This is a genomic window from Cellulosilyticum sp. WCF-2 (assembly GCF_003990395.1).
Lineage (GTDB): Bacteria > Bacillota > Clostridia > Lachnospirales > Cellulosilyticaceae > Cellulosilyticum > Cellulosilyticum lentocellum.
Window position 1 is genome coordinate 3,304,405 of record NZ_CP034675.1, and the last position, 17,532, is coordinate 3,321,936.

22 protein-coding genes are annotated in these 17,532 nt (G+C 34.0%); all 22 read right to left on the reverse strand.

The window, feature by feature from the left end:
* Positions 1-7: 7 nt before the first annotated feature.
* Positions 8-793, reverse strand: a complete 786-nt coding sequence (gene fliP / locus EKH84_RS14830; protein ID WP_127066887.1) for a flagellar type III secretion system pore protein FliP — start codon at positions 791-793, stop codon at positions 8-10.
* Positions 780-1,130: a flagellar biosynthetic protein FliO gene (locus EKH84_RS14835; RefSeq protein WP_013657443.1), complete on the reverse strand. Its 351-nt coding sequence runs from the start codon at positions 1,128-1,130 to the stop codon at positions 780-782. The genes fliP and EKH84_RS14835 overlap by 14 nt, the downstream gene beginning before the upstream one ends.
* 86 nt (positions 1,131-1,216) lie before the next feature.
* A complete protein-coding gene (locus tag EKH84_RS14840) occupies positions 1,217-1,579 on the reverse strand; it encodes a response regulator (RefSeq protein ID WP_013657444.1) in 363 nt (120 codons plus the stop codon).
* 14 nt (positions 1,580-1,593) lie between these two features.
* A complete protein-coding gene (gene fliY, locus EKH84_RS14845; RefSeq protein WP_127066888.1) occupies positions 1,594-2,805 on the reverse strand; it encodes a flagellar motor switch phosphatase FliY in 1,212 nt (403 codons plus the stop codon).
* Entirely contained in the window at positions 2,805-3,791 is a 987-nt protein-coding gene (gene fliM, locus EKH84_RS14850; protein WP_127066889.1) for a flagellar motor switch protein FliM, read from the reverse strand. The genes fliY and fliM overlap by 1 nt, the downstream gene beginning before the upstream one ends.
* A gap of 26 nt (positions 3,792-3,817) precedes the next feature.
* Complete coding sequence (locus EKH84_RS14855; RefSeq protein WP_127066890.1) at positions 3,818-4,285, reverse strand: flagellar basal body-associated FliL family protein; 468 nt, start codon at positions 4,283-4,285, stop codon at positions 3,818-3,820.
* A 19-nt stretch (positions 4,286-4,304) separates the two neighbouring features.
* A complete protein-coding gene (locus EKH84_RS14860) occupies positions 4,305-5,051 on the reverse strand; it encodes a flagellar motor protein MotB (protein ID WP_013657448.1) in 747 nt (248 codons plus the stop codon).
* 13 nt (positions 5,052-5,064) lie between these two features.
* The gene (locus tag EKH84_RS14865; RefSeq protein ID WP_127066891.1) at positions 5,065-5,847 is read right to left on the reverse strand and encodes a motility protein A; all 783 of its coding nucleotides are present in this window, start codon (positions 5,845-5,847) and stop codon (positions 5,065-5,067) included.
* A 4-nt stretch (positions 5,848-5,851) separates the two neighbouring features.
* Positions 5,852-6,052, reverse strand: coding sequence for a flagellar FlbD family protein (locus tag EKH84_RS14870; RefSeq protein ID WP_013657450.1), 201 nt, complete (start codon positions 6,050-6,052; stop codon positions 5,852-5,854).
* A gap of 16 nt (positions 6,053-6,068) precedes the next feature.
* Positions 6,069-7,358: a flagellar hook protein FlgE gene (locus EKH84_RS14875; protein WP_127066892.1), complete on the reverse strand. Its 1,290-nt coding sequence runs from the start codon at positions 7,356-7,358 to the stop codon at positions 6,069-6,071.
* A gap of 27 nt (positions 7,359-7,385) precedes the next feature.
* A complete protein-coding gene (locus tag EKH84_RS14880; protein ID WP_127066893.1) occupies positions 7,386-8,198 on the reverse strand; it encodes a flagellar hook assembly protein FlgD in 813 nt (270 codons plus the stop codon).
* Between the two features lie 11 nt (positions 8,199-8,209).
* On the reverse strand, positions 8,210-9,529 hold the full coding sequence (locus EKH84_RS14885) for a flagellar hook-length control protein FliK (protein ID WP_127066894.1): 1,320 nt from the start codon (positions 9,527-9,529) through the stop codon (positions 8,210-8,212).
* A gap of 15 nt (positions 9,530-9,544) precedes the next feature.
* Entirely contained in the window at positions 9,545-10,276 is a 732-nt protein-coding gene (locus EKH84_RS14890; RefSeq protein ID WP_127066895.1) for a hypothetical protein, read from the reverse strand.
* Positions 10,277-10,282: 6 nt separating this feature from the next.
* On the reverse strand, positions 10,283-10,726 hold the full coding sequence (gene fliJ / locus EKH84_RS14895; protein WP_127066896.1) for a flagellar export protein FliJ: 444 nt from the start codon (positions 10,724-10,726) through the stop codon (positions 10,283-10,285).
* Between the two features lie 9 nt (positions 10,727-10,735).
* Positions 10,736-12,037: a flagellar protein export ATPase FliI gene (fliI, locus tag EKH84_RS14900; RefSeq protein ID WP_127066897.1), complete on the reverse strand. Its 1,302-nt coding sequence runs from the start codon at positions 12,035-12,037 to the stop codon at positions 10,736-10,738.
* A gap of 8 nt (positions 12,038-12,045) precedes the next feature.
* Positions 12,046-12,798, reverse strand: a complete 753-nt coding sequence (locus tag EKH84_RS14905) for a FliH/SctL family protein (RefSeq protein ID WP_127066898.1) — start codon at positions 12,796-12,798, stop codon at positions 12,046-12,048.
* Positions 12,791-13,798 carry a flagellar motor switch protein FliG gene (gene fliG, locus EKH84_RS14910; RefSeq protein ID WP_013657458.1) on the reverse strand — a complete coding sequence of 336 codons (1,008 nt, stop codon included), beginning with the start codon at positions 13,796-13,798 and terminating at the stop codon, positions 12,791-12,793. Before fliG ends, EKH84_RS14905 begins: the two co-directional genes overlap by 8 nt.
* A 4-nt stretch (positions 13,799-13,802) precedes the next feature.
* On the reverse strand, positions 13,803-15,392 hold the full coding sequence (fliF, locus tag EKH84_RS14915; protein WP_190283341.1) for a flagellar basal-body MS-ring/collar protein FliF: 1,590 nt from the start codon (positions 15,390-15,392) through the stop codon (positions 13,803-13,805).
* A gap of 31 nt (positions 15,393-15,423) precedes the next feature.
* Complete coding sequence (locus EKH84_RS14920) at positions 15,424-15,732, reverse strand: flagellar hook-basal body complex protein FliE (protein WP_127066900.1); 309 nt, start codon at positions 15,730-15,732, stop codon at positions 15,424-15,426.
* 17 nt (positions 15,733-15,749) lie between these two features.
* Entirely contained in the window at positions 15,750-16,187 is a 438-nt protein-coding gene (flgC, locus tag EKH84_RS14925) for a flagellar basal body rod protein FlgC (RefSeq protein ID WP_127066901.1), read from the reverse strand.
* Between the two features lie 15 nt (positions 16,188-16,202).
* Positions 16,203-16,571 carry a flagellar basal body rod protein FlgB gene (gene flgB / locus EKH84_RS14930; protein ID WP_207669743.1) on the reverse strand — a complete coding sequence of 123 codons (369 nt, stop codon included), beginning with the start codon at positions 16,569-16,571 and terminating at the stop codon, positions 16,203-16,205.
* Positions 16,572-16,833: 262 nt separating this feature from the next.
* Entirely contained in the window at positions 16,834-17,400 is a 567-nt protein-coding gene (locus EKH84_RS14935) for a hypothetical protein (protein WP_127066903.1), read from the reverse strand.
* Positions 17,401-17,532: the final 132 nt, after the last annotated feature.

Below are 17,532 nucleotides of genomic sequence, written 5' to 3' on the forward strand. Positions count from 1 at the left end.
TTCCTCCTTAATTAAACGTCTGTATAAGTTGTCCAATAAACAAATTCCACCCATCGACCAAAATAAAAAGCAGAACCTTAAAAGGCAATGAAATCATAGCCGGTGGTAACATCATCATCCCCATTGACATAAGCACTGCTGATACAACCATGTCAATAATGATAAACGGTATGTAAACTAAAAATCCTATAATAAACCCAGCTCGGAGTTCACTAATAATAAAAGCTGGAACAATAACATATAAAGGCATCTCTTTTACAAGATCAGTCCCCTCTGTATAGGGTTCTAAATGGGCTAAATCCATAAATAAAGTAATATCTTCATCTCTTGTTTGTTTCAGCATAAATTCTTTTAGGGGTTCTATACCTCGTTCAATAGCCTGTTCCTGAGTAATTTGTTGCTTTTCCAAAGGATCTATTGCATTTGTTTTAATTTGCATAAAAACAGGGCTCATAACGAAAAACGTTAAAAATAGCGCTAGACCAACTAAAATTTGATTGGGTGGCATCGTTTGTGTTCCAATTGCAGATCTTACAAAGTGAAGTGCAATAATAATCCTTAAAAACGAGGTCATCATTATTAAAATAGATGGTGCCAGTGAAATAATAGTAATGATAAAAATCATTTGTAAAGAAGCACTCGTATTTTCTGCTTGTGACTCTCCACCTAAGTTAACAGTAATATTAGGTACCTGTACTGTAGAAGCCTGAGTATCGGTATATAAACACCCAACATAAAATAAAATAATTGCAAAACATATTATATTTCTTAGAATGGATTTATTTATCTTCATGTTCATCTACCTGTTTACCTTTCATCAAATGACTAAGTTGCTCCCCAAAAGATTTTGTAATCACTTGTTCTAAATTCAACTGTTCTTCCTTAAGTGATGTACAATAACAGATGCTTCCTTTTTGAGTACTTCCTATTAAATGATACTCATTTCCTACCTTTACAATATACAAATATTGCCCTTGCATCAATTGAAGTACTTCTATCACTTCCATATTTTTATTGAAAGCCATCCTCTTATTAAAGGTTGCCATTTTTTTTGTAACAAAATAGGTCAGTGCTAAAATCCCTGCAAAAATCAGAATTAACAACACTAATTCGAGCATATCTTTTATCATATTATCACCATTCAATTTTATATTATTTGTATATAGTATTAGTGGTATACCTAAAATAGGCTACCACTAATACTGGCTTCTGTGTTTTAACCAACAACCTTTCTAACAGCTTCTAAAACACGATCTGCTTGGAAAGGTTTAACAATAAAGTCTCTTGCTCCTGCTTGAATAGATTCAATAACCATAGCTTGTTGCCCCATAGCAGAGCACATAACAATCTTAGCTCCTGGATCTAAAGCTTTAATATTTTTTACTGCATCGATACCATTCATTTCTGGCATTGTGATATCCATCAGTACTAAATCTGGTGTTAATTCTTTATACTTCTCTACTGCTCTTAAACCGTTTTCTGCTTCTCCAGCTACTTCATACCCATTTTTGCTTAAGATATCCTTAATCATCATACGCATAAATGCTGCATCGTCTACAATCAATACCCTTTTAGCCATTTTATACACCTCTCCTATATTCTATCTTCCGGATTAATAATATCTGTGATTCTTATTCCAAAGTTTTCATCAATTACAACAACTTCTCCCGTTGCAACAAACTTACCGTTAACAAGTACATCAACAGGTTCTCCCACTAAACGATTAAGTTCGATGATACTTCCTGGTCCAAATTCAAGTATTTCTTTAATCTTTCTTGATGTACGACCAAGTTCAACTGAAACTTCTAATGAAACATCCATTAAGAGATCCATATTTTCTTTTGGATAAACTTTTGGACGATTATCAAATGATTGAAATTGTGGCGTCTGAACATCTACATCCGCCCTTATGTTATTAACAGATTTGTGATAGGTTTCACCATAATAATTAGGATCATTTGTCATATATGGTTGCTCCATTATTGGTGGTAGTTTAGGCTCTGGCTGAACCATAGTAGGCTGAGTAGCCGTTTGTACTACTGAGGATGATACTTCTGATTTATTTTCTATTGGCTGAGGAGCTGCTACTTCTTCAGTTGCTATTTGTTCTTGATTTAAAAGTCCTGCAATGAGCTCTTTAGCAAATTGAATAGGCAATACCTGCATTAATTCACTATCAATAATATTCTCCTCGATTTGTAATCTAAAAGATATTTTTACAATGTCTCCTTTAGGGCCAAAAATATCCTCTAAGTTAGCTTCCATTTTAAGTGCTTGTGGTGGACTAATATCAATTTTTTTGTTAAATATTTGCGCCATTGATGTAGAAGACGAACCTATCATTTGATTCATAGATTCTGCAATAGCACTAAGATGTAAATCAGTTACAGGCCCCTCTGCATAGGCCCCTGTTCCACCCATCATTAAATCAGCGATAATTTTCACATCATGGTCTTTTAAAATCATTAAATTAGAGCCACGAAATCCCTCTGTATAGTCTACAGAAACAGCTGTTAAGTCGTCTGTAATTGTGTTTATAAATTGTTCCCAAGTTAGAGCTTCAACTTTTGGTGTTGTAATAAGTACTTTATGATTCAGAAGCGTAAACAAGGTCGTTGCAGCTGTACCCATACATATATTACCTATTTCACCTAATGCATCTGTTTCTTCTGGGCTTAACGTAACTGTGCCACTACTTTGCATGCTATAGTCTTCTTGTAATGCACTGTTATCACTAGTGGTATCAGCATTCATATTGCCTAACAGTGCATTTATTTCCTCCTGTGAAAGCATTTCGGCTACCATTACTCATCCTCCCTCTGTATAACATGATTAATTTTTATAGCTACTTTATTTTTATATTCACCTGGTGAACCTGTGAATTTTAATATATTTCCAACATAAATATCTAATCCAGAATCAATGTCCTTATCAAGCTTTACAATGTCTGAACGTGACAGCTCCAAGAACTCACGCACAGTAATATGTGTCTTACCTAAGATTGCTTTTATAGGTATTCTAGACCTTTCAATCATCTTTTCAATATACTCATGATAAGATGGTCCTAATTCTTGCTCTTTCTGTGCAAACCAAAACTTAGTATTTAATTTGTCCATAATGGACTCTATTACCAAATGTGGTATACATATATTCATCATACCAGCTACATTTCCTATTTTTATATTAAGTGTAACAAGGGCTATGATTTCATTAGGTGATATAATTTGTACAACTTGTGAATTAGTTTCTATTTTTTCAAGCATCGGATCAAGTTCCACGACATTTTGCCAAGGTTCAGCTAAAAGCTGAACAAACTGAATAAATATCTTTTCCAAAATAACACGTTCAATATCTGTAAATTCTCTAATCGTTTCAAGGCCGCTTCCACTTCCTCCTAGTACACGGTCAATAATGGTATAACCCATATTAGGGGAAAGCTCTAGAAGGATAGAACCTTTTAATGGCCTAAAATCTGTAACTGCTAAAATAACAGGGTTAATCAGTGCATTAGAGAACTCTGAATAGGTAACAGCTTCTGCATTCATAACTTCTGCTGATACCATTGTCCTGAGGTGTCCAGATAAATAGGTGGAAATAGCCCTTCCGTAGCTTTCGAAAATAATTTCTAAAGTTCGAAGTTGCTCTTTTGAGAACTTAGAGGGTCTTGCAAAATCATATGATTTAACGCCCTTTTGTTCATTAGCTTCCTGCATCTCATTGACATTGATTTCGCCAGTATTGAGTGCTTTAAAAAGCTCGTCAATTTCACTTTGTGACAGTACTTCACTCACCCTATGTCACCTCCTTTAAATAATACTTATTGCACAAAGTATTCTTCATAATACACATCATAAATAATATCTGTACTCAACAATTTATTAAGTCTTGCTACTATTTCATCTGCTAGCTTCGCTTTACCATCATTTGCTTTTAACATGGTGTAGGTTTGCTCTCCAATGACTGCTATAAGCTCATTTCTCATACTAGCAGCTTGGTTAGTCACTGCATTTGTAAAAGCTTCATAAGCTTTTTTATCACTTGCATCTACTCCTAAGCTAATTTTTATTTTAGCAAAATGTTGCACTGCATCTTCTCCCATAGCAATGTTAGTCATAATCGCATCACCCATGGAAACTTCTGTAAGCTTTAATTCCTTTTCTGTAGCAGCAGTTTGCCCATTAGAGGACTCATTCATTTGCTTTAATACAAAAAATGTACTACCAGCAATAGAAATCCCTAACACTACAATAGCTATAATCACAAAAAGCTTAAATTTACTTTCCAATGTCTAATCTCCCCTCATTTTAAGATGTTGATTTACTGAGTTTGATTTCTACACGCCTATTTTGAGCTCGTTCTTCACTTGTGGCATTTGAACTTATAGGATGATATTCACCCATTCCTTCTGCTGATATCTTAGATGGATTAAAATCCATCTCCTCTAGATAAAACCTCATTACTGCAATTGCCCTTGCACTAGAAAGTTCCCAGTTACTTGGAAATTGTGCCGTATGTATAGGTTGGTTATCTGTATGACCTTCTACACGTAAATGATAACCTTGGTCAATGTACTCTCTAAGTTTTTCACCAATTAGATTTAAATTAGGAATAGCTCCTGGTTTAATATCTGCTTTTCCTGTATCAAATAACAAGATATCTGCAAAACGAATGACTATCATATCTCCACTTTTTTGCACAGTGATTTTATCATCTATTTCCTTTGCTTTTACATAAGCTTTAATATCTTGCTCTGCTTTTGTTGTTTCTTGCGCTTCTTGATAGGCTTGCTCTATAGAAAATTGTGTTTCCTTTACTGGAAATTGAGACATACCATTTTCTAACACATTATTATCTATGCGAATCGTTTGACCACCATCAAAAATGCTGACAGATGCATGGAATGAAGATGCCAATGCTTCAAATTTTTCAGCATCTACTGTTGACATTGCAAATAAAAGAACAAAGAAAGTCAGTAATAAAGTCATCATATCACCATAGGTATTCATATAAGCAGGTGCACCTTTTTTAGGTTGGTCTTCTCTCTTCTTCAAAATGCTTCACCACCTATTCGTCTTTATTTTTAACATCAAATACCCTACGTGTACCAGGTGATAAAAATGCTTTAAGTTTTTCTTCAATAACACGTGGATTCTCTCCCGCCTGAATAGACAGTAAACCCTCTACCATAACTTGCTTATGTAAAATTTCATCATTACTTCTTAAGCTCAATTTATTAGATATTGGTGTAGCTACTAAGTTGGCAATCATAGAACCATAGAAAGTCGTAACCAGTGCTACTGCCATTTTAGGCCCTAGAGTAGATGGATCATTCAAGTTGTCTAGCATAATAATAAGTCCAATAAGTGTACCAATCATACCCCAAGCAGGCCCTAATTCTGCTATTGAATCCCAAAACTTTTGATTGTCTTTATGCCTATTTTCAACAAAGGCAATTTCTGTTTCCAGGATACTTCTCAATAATTCAGCATCTGTACCATCTACAATTAGCAAAATACCTTTCTGTAAAAAGGGATCATCCATTCCTTGAGCAATTTCTTCTAAAGCTAATAAGCCTTCTTTTCTAGCAGACAAAGCTAATTCATTGATTTTTGAAATAACCTCTGTTGGATCTATTTCCTGTTTGGAAAATACATGCTTCCCTGTTTTTAGGCCTTCCAACAATTTAGGAATGGGATATGACACAAATAGAGCTGAAATAATACCACCAAAAACAATAAGTATTGATGGATAATCAATAAAAAGCATTATTCTTCCGTCACCTAAAACGATTGATATGAGAACAAATACTATTCCCGATACCAAACCTATTATTGTAGAAATATCCACTTACTTATTCCTCCCCTTCATTTACAAGGTATATTTTCCGCTTATATTGAATAATACGCCTAATAATTTCTTCTTGCGTTTCTTTTACTACATATTTATTACCTGTTGTCATTGTTATAACTGTATCAGGCGTCTGCTCTATTGTTTCAATTAAATCAGAGTTAACAGCAAACTCCTGATTGTTTAATTTTGAAAGTTTAATCATAAGCTTCTCCTATACATTAACGTTTAAGATTTGTTAGTTCTTGAAGCATTTCATCTGAAACAGATATAATTCTTGAGTTGGCTTGGAACCCTCTTTGAGTAACAATCATATCTGTAAACTCACTTGAAAGATCTACATTGGACATTTCAAGAACACCTGTATTAAAGGTTCCTACTGTCCCCACACCATCAAATTCTCCAGAGTTAGGCGTTACTTTATAAAGATTATCTCCTACCTTCTCAAGTCCTTCTGGATTATCAAACTTAGCCACTACAACTTGAGCAAGTATTCTCATATCCCCATTATCATAAGAAGCTGTAATCACGCCATCGCCACCTATCTCATAACCTATCATCTTACCAGCAGCGTTACCATTGATGGTTTTAGGGTCAATCGTAGATGCTGAAGCATATTGAGTCATAGAAGAAAAATCAATTGATATTTTTTCTGCAAAGGTTGATGTCTTATCAGTATTTTCTATCTCAAGATCTATGGATGTGGCACCACTAGTTGCATCGCCCACACTAGCTAGTTTACCATTTGTATCAAAATAAAGTTTAACTGCTGTATCAGGTGAAAGTGTCCCGTTTAACTTATTTCCATTTGCATCTTTAATATCACCCAACTTCATTTCCCATACAGAATAGCCATCTACCTTATCCGTTGATGGTGTTAAGGTAGTTGCTAGTGAATAATAATTTCCTAAACTATCATAAAAACGAAAGGTTGTTTCTTCTTTTGTAGAAGTAGATGGAAGATTACCTGATAACTGTAACTTATCTGTTACCTTTGGTTTAGAACTTACAAAATTAGGATCAGCTAAATTAATAGAGCCAGCCTCTCCTTTAACAATTTCATACTTATTCGTTTCTTCATTAAGTTGTGCTGTCCAACCCTTTACTTTCATTCCATTAGCAATAATTAAATTACCATCCACATCGGCTCTTAAAGCACCTGCTCTGGTAAAATAAGTGCCATTTGTATCTCCTACAACTATAAAGCCATCTCCATTAATCATTAAGTCAAATGGGTTATCTGTACGCTGTGCAGCACCTTGAGTCATTAACATATCAATAGAAGAGACATTTACACCTAAACCTACTTGCATAGGATTACGTCCACCTCTACCGGTTTCATCACTTGCAGCACTAGCACTTGATAGTGTTTGCGAAAACACATCATTGAAAGTGACACGTTGTGATTTATAACCTATAGTATTAACATTGGCTATATTATTTCCTATTACATCCATTCTTGTCTGGTGTACCCTAAGTCCAGATACCGCAGAAAACATTGATCTCATCATATTAATCTACCTCCTCATTTTGTCCTATTACTTATCTTCTACTAATGTAATATGATTAAAGTTAACAAACTGACCTTCTTTTTCTCCTCTAACATAAACAAAAGTACCTGCTTTTTCAATACGTATGTACTCAGCTGTTCCAGTAATAGTTTGAACTTTACCTTCGCTGTCAGTATAGGTTCCAGTTACTGTTTTTCCTGTAATACTTGGTTTATCCACTATGTTTTGTATTTTATTAAAGTCAATGGATACTTTTTCTTTACCTGTTCCAATAACCATATATGGACTACCATTTTTCATTTCAATGCCTAATACTTCACCTTCAATAATGATACTTTCTTTGGTACCATCTGTTTTGGTTTCTTCAACTAACCCTTGAACTGTTTTACCTAATAATTCAAATGCTGTCGTATTAGCTTGAATATTACTGCTATCGTAAACTTGATAAACATCTTCAAGATTTACTTCTACATCACCAATACCAAGAACTGGGGTATCACCTGATACCTTCACATAATCAACTTTACCTACTAGGTATTCAGAGATGCCTGTTTCTGAATCTTTATAAAGATATTCAACATACTTACCTATCATGCCATTAGCCAATTGTTTTTGTGAGGCTTGTGCTACATTCATCATCTGCTCAAGTGCAGTGAATTGAGCTAATTGCGCTAACATTTCTGAGTTATCTACGGGATCAAGAGGATCTTGATATTTCATTTGTGTAACTAACAAATTAATAAAAGCATCTTTATCTAATTCAGATTGCTCCTTGACTTCTTCTGTTACTTTCAAATAATCACTATTTAAAGCTGCTGTTTTTGAAATCGTTGTTGACATTTACTCACCCCTTATACCATGTAATCAACTTCTGAATCACTTATTTTTTCAGGTCTTATTTCTTCCTCTTCTTCAAATGCTTCCATATGTTTTGCTATAATCTCTTGAATTCTTTTGCTTGATTTTTGCTTTTCTTGTTCCATCTGAGATTGATGTGTATCTTGCTTAATATCAACTCTAACATCTGTAACCGTGAGTCCTCGTTCTTCTAAAGCAGTTTTCAAGCTGTTCATTTCATTGATTAAAAATGCTTTTGCTTTTTCATTGTCAACCTTTATTTGTGCTACAATATTGCTATTTTCCTCTATAAGTTTTATACTCAATTCTCCTAATTCTTTAGGTGAAAGCTGCAAATGAATTTCTTTAGTCATTCCTAACGTCTTAAAGTCTATTTGATCAATGATATCCGTTTCTATTAATTGTGGCGTCTGAGCTACTTGTTGAGATGTGCCAGTTCCTTCAGGCTGCCATAATTGAGAATAGACTGTTGAAGAAAAATTCTGTATCGGTACAACTATACCTAAATCTACTTTACCAGGCTCATTTAATACACTATTATTTAACACATTAGACTGTTCTTCCGGTGTTTGAAGCTGAGTTACTGTTTTCGTATTCATATTCTGAACGACGCTTTGAACTTGCGTTTTCTGAGTAACTTCAATATCGTTTTCATCTTCTACCTCATAAAGACTTTGAATAGTAGTTAATGATTGTTCGGTCTTTTCTATATTTGTTTTCACATCCATCTGTTTTTGTAGATCTAAAGGTGTTCCTTCAATCTTTGTTTCACTGCACATCACTTGTAACTGATCAAATAATTGACTAATGTCCTTAACGCCGTCTTCCACCATAAGTAGATTTTCACCTTTTATTTGAGTGTAAACTTCACTGACAAATTTTCCAAACATCTCTTGTTTAAGCAAGTCAGATGGCGCATATCCCATTTGATTAAGTAATTCTTTTAACTGATCGGTAGTAACATTTAATACTTGACTTAATAACGAAAGGATCTTTTCATCAATTTCACCTTTATCTTTGCTGTTTTCTAGTTCATCTTCTGGTTTTGATTCTACCTTTTCCTTATTAACCGGTTCTGATTTTGTAACCTCATCTTTTGTTTTTTGTACAACTTCATTCCCTTTATCATCTTTTATCTTATCAGTTTCATTTTTATCTTGATTTCCTGATTGTGAGGTTTTCGCCTTATCTAATTCCTTACTAAATGAGCGCTCCTTTGATGGTTCTATCGCCTTTCTAGAAGATGTGTAATTTGTATCCACATTAGCAACTTGCGCATTCATAAATATAGTACCTAAACCAATTTGCCCCATATTTTTCCTCCTTTCCTAGTTCTGCTGATTATTTATTTCTGGTGAAATAAGCTTTATTACTGTTGCTGCACCTTCTGAAGTCATGCTACTCAAAATAAGAGATTTTTTCTCATCCTTCATCTCCTTCATGATTGTCTGAACCAATTCGGAATCTGTCGTTAGAAGTACTTCTAATGCCTTTGCAGCTTGATCTTCATCCATTTCTCCTACCGCTTTAGCTAATGATTGTTGTTCTTTTGTATTAATAGCTTCACCTTTTAATGTCTTATATAACTCTGCTGCTGTTTCTGGATATATTTTTTCAAATTGTTCAATGAACAATTCTGGATTATTTTCTGCTATTGATTGATCCCATGCTTCTTTTTGCTTAAGAAAATCCTCATACTTATTTTCATATTCTTTTAATGTCACATTGCGTGTCTGCAAATCCTTATTGGTTTCTTCAAGTAGATTTATTTTTTCTTCTAAAGTAAGTATGTCTTGTTTCTGCTTTTCATACTGAACAAGAAGTTCCTCCTTTGATAAGGCTGACTCACTGTCTGCTGTACTCGGAACAAGCTTACCAACTACTGGAATAGTCCTTAGAAAATTTATCAATGGTTTTCTAAAAATAAAACCAGCTGCTACTAGAATAATGAAGATAAGGCCTATAAATAACCATTTTTTCTTTTTACGTTTTTTAGGTTTAAAAGGAGGGATATCATTATTTACTTTTTGTATTTTCTTCTCTTTTGTTTCTTGTCCCATCTATCCTCACTCCTTTTGATTCGCTCTGTATTTGTAAGTAACTATTTCATCTACTACGTTATTTTCTTTTCGCTTTTCTTCTTCTTTATAATCTTCTAACTGAAGCTCTTTCAAATTCTCTAGTATTTTTCGTTCTTTGACGGCTTCTACTAGTTCTTCTCGCCGTTGCTCTACTTTTTTTGCCGCTAAGTCAATTTCCTCATTTTTAGAATGAATAGCTTCCTCCATATAATTGGAATAATAATTAAGCTGCCTTAATTGTATGATATTTACTTTTTCATGAGATTGAATTTTTGCTTCTTTATATGCCATTTCTCTTTGCTTCACCAATACTTCTTTTTCAGCTTTTGCTTTTTCATGACATTGATGTGCTAGCCCTAATTCTCTCTTTTTGCTTTCTTCTAGCTTTTCTTTTAAAGCTAAAATAGGTTCCAATTTATACTTAAACATATTCACACCCTAACTAATTATTTCCTGCATATGATGTAAAGTATTTTCAAACTCAACCTTTTCACCTACTGATTGACATAGGAACTCATTGATGAATTTCATCTTGTCAATAGCTGCATCAATTTCCTCACTACTTCCCTTATTATAGGCCCCTACATTAATTAAGTCTTCTGCTTCCTTATATACAGCCATATGTTTTTTTATCTCTCTAGCATAAGTTTTATGTTGGTCTGAAACAATATTGCTCATAACCCTGGATATACTAGCTAGTACATCTATTGCTGGATAATGTCCCTTATTAGCTAATTTTCTAGATAATACGATATGCCCATCTAGTATGCCTCTCGCTGTATCTGTAATAGGTTCATTAAAGTCATCTCCATCAACTAGAACAGTATACATACCTGTAATACTTCCTTTATCTGAATTACCTGCCCTTTCTAGAAGCTTTGGCATCTGTGCAAAAACTGATGGCGTATAACCTCTAGAAACAGGTGGTTCTCCAATAGCAAGGCCTATTTCCCTCTGTGCCATTGAAAACCTTGTGAGAGAATCCATCATAAGAAGTACATCTTTTCCTTGAGCTCTAAAATGTTCTGCTAAAGCTGTTGCTGTCATGGCTGCCTTAAGGCGCATGAGTGCAGGTTGATCGGAAGTAGCTACAACTACTATAGATCGCTTAAGACCTTCTGCTTGCAAGTCATTTTCGATAAACTCTCTTACCTCTCTACCTCGTTCTCCTATCAGGGCTATAATATTTATATCGGACAAAGCATTCCTTGCAATCATACCCATTAACGTACTTTTTCCTACTCCACTACCTGCAAATATCCCTATCCTTTGTCCCTTTCCTACAGTTAACATGCCATCAATAGCACGTACACCTAACTGTAGTGGGATAGTGATACGATTTCTTGTAAGTGGATTAGGTGCTGTATTATCAATAGGCACTTGATACATGCAGTGCAGTTCATCACCATTAATAGGTTTTGCACGCCAATCTACTACTTTTCCTAATAAACTCTCATCTACTTTTACACTCAGTTTATCACCATAAGCTAATACTTCACACCCAGGACCAATACCCTCTAGATTACCTAATGGCATTAATAATAAGTACTCGTCCTTAAATCCCACTACTTCAGCAGTGACTAGTTCTTTTTTTCCTCTGGGTTGAATATAACAAATATCTCCTATGTTAGCTATTGGACCCAAGGTTTCAATACTCATTCCAACCACTCTCGTTACTCTACCTTTATAGGTCCACAGCTGGCTTTTTGTAACCTGTTCATACCTTTTAAAATCAATCATATTATCCCCTACTTTGCATTCATTAAGATTCTTGTATCATTAATAACACGCTCAAGTCCTTGCGAGATATCATACACAATACTTCCTTGATTGAATTCAATCATACAAGTGGTTTCATTAAGATTGTCTCTTGTTTCTATTTCTAAATCTTTTCTAATTCCTTTAATTGCATCGATTTCCTTTTCTGACAACCTTGCATATAAAATAGGTGAAATAATTACCTTGACTTTTCCTAAAATCTCTTCTTTACTTAGCATCTTTCTAACTAAATACTTTACCCAGTCAACTTGATAATTCATTTCTTCGCTAATAATATGATTAAGGAGTGTAATAAGGGTTTCTACTAGCTCCCCTTCTGTACTCATAATCAGCTCTTCTTTTTCTTTATGAGCATTTGCTAGAATATGTTCTGCTTGCTTTCGAGCTTCTTCTAATACTTCTTCTTTTTCTTTTGTCATTTCAAATAACATATGTGTTTTTAATTGCTTTGCTTCTTCCTCTATTGCTTGTGATTTTTGTATTGCTTCTGAAAGCATCTGCCTCACTTGATTGTCTGCTTCTTCTAGTTTAGCATCAATAAGTTCCTGTATTTCCTTTAGTTGCTTTTCTTGAATACTTTCTAATTGTTCTTTTTCATCAAAACTTGATTGATCTATAGTTTCATTTATGTAATCTTCTTCTGCAAGCACATCTATCTGCCTAGTAGAAAAATCTATAATACTTTGTGTTCTTATTCTTTCACCCTTTATAATACTAGACAACGACCTCATCTCCTGCTCCACGTGAAATTACAATCTCACCCGCATCTTCTAATTTACGAATAACATTAACGATTTTTTGTTGAGCATCTTCAACTTCTTTAACACGCTTTGGTCCCATATATTCAAGATCTTCTTCAATCATCGCCGCAAGACGTTTAGAGACATTAGACATAATAACTTCTTTAACACTATCTCCTGCACCTTTAAGCGCAATAGCTAACTGATGATTGTCCACTTCTCTAAGTACGCGTTGGATAGATTTTGGATCAAGCGTCGTAATATCTTCAAATACAAACATACGTTTCTTGATAATTTCTGCTAATTCTGGATCTTCAATTTCAAGATTTTCCATAATATTCTTTTCAGTTGTACGATCCACTTGATTGATAATATCTACAATTGAATCAACACCACCAATACTTGTATAATCCTCAGATACTAATGTAGATAAGCGTTTTTCAAACTCTCTTTCAATCTGATTAATAACATCTGGCGAAGCTCTATCCATCAGTGCAATTCTACGTGCAGTATCAGCTTGCATCTCTGGTGGTAACGCTCTGATGATTTCTGCTGATTGACTTGGTTTTAAGTAGGATAAAATAAGTGCTATAGTCTGTGGATGCTCATTTTGGATAAAATTAACCAACTGTGATGCTTCCGTCTTTCTAGCAAATTCAAATGGGCGTACTTGCAATGATACAGTAAGTTTATTAATAACCTCTACTGCTTTATCTGAACCCAAAGCTTTTTCTAAAAGTTGTCTTGCATAGCCAATACCACCTTCAGCAATATATTCTTGAGCTAAGCACATTTCATAGAACTCTTGAAGCACTTCTTCCTTCACTTTAGGTGATACAGCTTTAATACTAGCTATTTCTAAAGTAAGTTGTTCTATTTCTTCTTCTTTTAAATATTTGAAGATACTAGCAGACTTTTCTGGTCCTAAAGCAATTAATAACATCGCAGCTTTTTGTTTACTTGAAAATTGTTCCTTCACCATGTCATCACTCCCAATCTTCCTCTGTCAGCCAATTACGAAGTAAGTTTGCTACAGCCTCTGGTTTTTCATCTACGAACTTATCAATTTGACGTTTTGTCTCTAATGTTTCTTTTAGTTCAATTTCCTCAAGTTCTACTTGTTCCTTAGCTGCCTTCAGCATTTCTTCCACTTCAAGTTCTGGTTCTACTTCAACGATTTCTTCATGTTTTCTAAATCGAAGTACTACAAACGCAATTAGAAGCAATGCCAGCACCAGGAATACTAAAGGTAAATAGTCTTTGTAATCAATTTGATAAACTTCTTGATCTAAGAAAATAGGATTTTCATAGGCATTGACAACAACATTATCTATACCTGTAGCACTCTTAACTGAATTAACAATAGATTCATCTACAGCAAGTGTACGTTGCTCACGGTTGCTTACTTTAAATTCACTCCAAGTCATTCCTGTTAATGTTGGCTTAACTTCCTCTTCTCTATAAATTTTATTTTTAAACAAATTAACAGACAAAGAGGATTTTTCCAAATCAACATTCCCAGGATTTTTTACATATACAGACTCTGTCTTATCAGGTGCATAAGTAATATCTTTTTGCGTCTCCTTGCTTTCACCACTTGTACCATTATTCGTTTGGTAAGTTGGAATATCTCCTCCATTTGTCGTGGTACCTGGTTCTGCTCCTGTTTGATTGTTCTTAGTCGAACTAGAAGCTTGAGTTTCTTGTTGTATAACCCCTCTACTTTCATCTTCTCCTTGGGTTTGATACTTTTGACTAGATTCTTGATATTGATCAAAATCTAGAATCAAATTAGGACTTACGCGTACATCATCATACATATTTCCTAGTAGATTAGATACCTTCTGAGTAACATCTTGTTCTGCTAATAACTTTATTTCCTGTTGCTTATTAAGGCCTAATTGACTTTCTTCACTACCAGAATATAATGTATTACCTTGTGAATCTATAACTACAATATTCTTTTTATCTAAATTGGCTACACTAGAGGAAATATATGTTGCAATACCTTCACATTGTTTAGTTGTAAGCGTCTTACTTAATGTCAGAAATATACTCGCTCTACTTTCTACTTGTGACTGAAGGTATGCATTTTTCTGTTCTGGAATAACCAGTTCAACGCGAGCATTTTCAATCCCCTCCATTGAACGTAACGTTCTCTCCAATTGTTGTTTTTTATATTCATTGTTTTTAGCTGTCATCTCAGTCTGTGTTGTGGACATTGTATTATTAATCACCTGATCAAAAGTCATTCCACTTTCTGGCACATCTGACATAGCAGTATACATTAACGCCTGCTCATATTGATTTTCCTGTACTTGTATATTGGTACTATCATTAATTAATTTATACTTAATACCATTTTCATTTAAAACAGTAGCCACTTGCCCAATAGACTTAGAATCCAAATTCTCTGAAAAGAGGTTTTTCATCTTGGGCCTAGTCAACAATACAACTGCTGTGATTGCAATGATAAGTGCTAAAACACCTATTCCAATTTGTATTTTTTGCTTTTTAGTTAAATTATTTAATTTCTCTGTAATTTGATTCGATATCTGTTCAATCGTCTGTTGCAAATTATTCACCTCACTTTATTTCAATCTGAGATTAAACAGATAGGTTCATAATTTCTTTGTAAGCACTTAATAAACCATTTCTCACCTGTAACGTATATTGTAATAATATCCCGGATTTTTCTTGAGCAATTAATAAACTAGCAATATCATCATTAGCACCTGTAATAAAATCATTAGTTAAATTTTTAGTTTCTGTTTCTGCTGCCTTGTTAGCTTGTATTAATTCTTTTGCTGCATCTAATGCATATGTAAAACTTTCATTCCCTGTAAGTTTTTTCTCATCTTGAATTTTATTCATTAATTGCTGATTAAGCTGTATGCCTTGAACTGCTGCTATCATATTCTTTCCTCCCAGAATTATTTGCCAATCTCTAACGCTTTGGCAAACATCGATTTCATCGTATTGAATGAAGTCACATTGGCTTCATATGATCTACTTGCAGAAATCATATTAACCATCTCATCAACTGTATTGACATTAGGCATCTCAACATATCCCTGTGCATTTGCATCAGGATGAGTAGGATTATACACCAATGCCCCCTGACTCTCATCTTCAACAATCCTTGCCACCCTAACGCCATTTACACCGCTTTGCTTCTTTTTATTTAATATACTAGAAAAACTATTTTCATTTTGCATTTGCTCAAAAATCACTGTTTTTCTTTTATATGGACCACCCTCTGCAGTACGTGTTGTATTTACATTAGCCATATTTTGAGAAATAATGTCTAATCTTAAGCGTTGCGCTGTAAGTCCACTAGCTGCTGTATCCATAGAATCAAAAAAAACCATCCCTTTTCCTCCTTGTTATTTTAGATTTTGTAGCACTGTAGAGAAACGTCCCAGCTGACTATTTACCCTTGTTACTAAAGCATTATACCTAGCACTCACTTTAGCTTCTTCTGCCATTTCTACGTCAATATCCACATTATTACCATCTAACCTATAAGAAGAATTCGCATAATCTGTATATATTTCCGGCTCAATATCTTTTAAGTTTAATCCGGCTGTTCCCCCTTTTTTGATTTCCTTTTCTAAGATAGTTTCAAATCTGACATCTTTCCTTTTATATCCAGGCGTGTCCACATTACTAATATTCTCACTTATGATACTTTTTCTAAGCATTGTTGCACTTATTGCTGTATTCATTAAATCTATATCAGAAAAAATGTTCATCATCTTCCCCCTTTTTAGTCTAAATTAAATAGTTAACCTAAAAACAAAATTGCACAAATGTATTAATATAATACCAATTATATAATTATATTCGTTATAAAGCAATAAATATTAACAAGCTTCTCCCTTAGAAACACTTAATTGTCATATATTACTCTATATTTTATGCATTTCTTTTAGTTCAAGTATTTTTTAAACTCTTTTTAGTTCATTTGTGTCTATTCTTGTATCATTTTAACTATAAAAAATAGACCACCAAGGTCTATTTTATAAGAATTTTCACATTATTCATTATCCCTAAGTCTAATGATGCCATTATTCCCGATACAAGCAAAATCGAAATGAGTAACTTGACATACTGCTTTTTCACTTGCCCTCTTGCACCACCTATTAAATCCATACTTCTTTTTAAAATTTCTATTCCTACACTCACTGCCAATATTGCTTGTACGCCATAAGAAAACATCCCAATCATTATGCCTCTACCTCCAAAAAGCAATATTAATGCAGTTGTTGTAAACCCATATGAAAAGATCATACTAAACAAAAGAATCCAACTCAAAGGGACAGTAAGTCCAAACCAACCAAATAGCCATATTAAAAACACCTTCTTTAGGTATTTTATTACTATATAACCAAAGCTCATCAGATTCATACTCATGTAATCTTGTGTAAGCCATGTATATAAAACTTCAAATGTTTGGGTATTTTTCCCTTCAATCCAAAAGGCATACCAAACACTAGCAAAAACTGCTAATACTAATATCAAAACGCCCCCCATCTCTTTCAGTACTGATAATCGTCCTTTTAACAAATAATCCCCATTCACTTTCCACCTCTCCCATCACCATCATATAAAACAATCTATGATACAAGCTTTCTATTTATACCTAAAATCCTAAGCGTATACCTAAGGGCTATATATACCTATCGCATCCTATCTATAAATTTTTCATAAAAA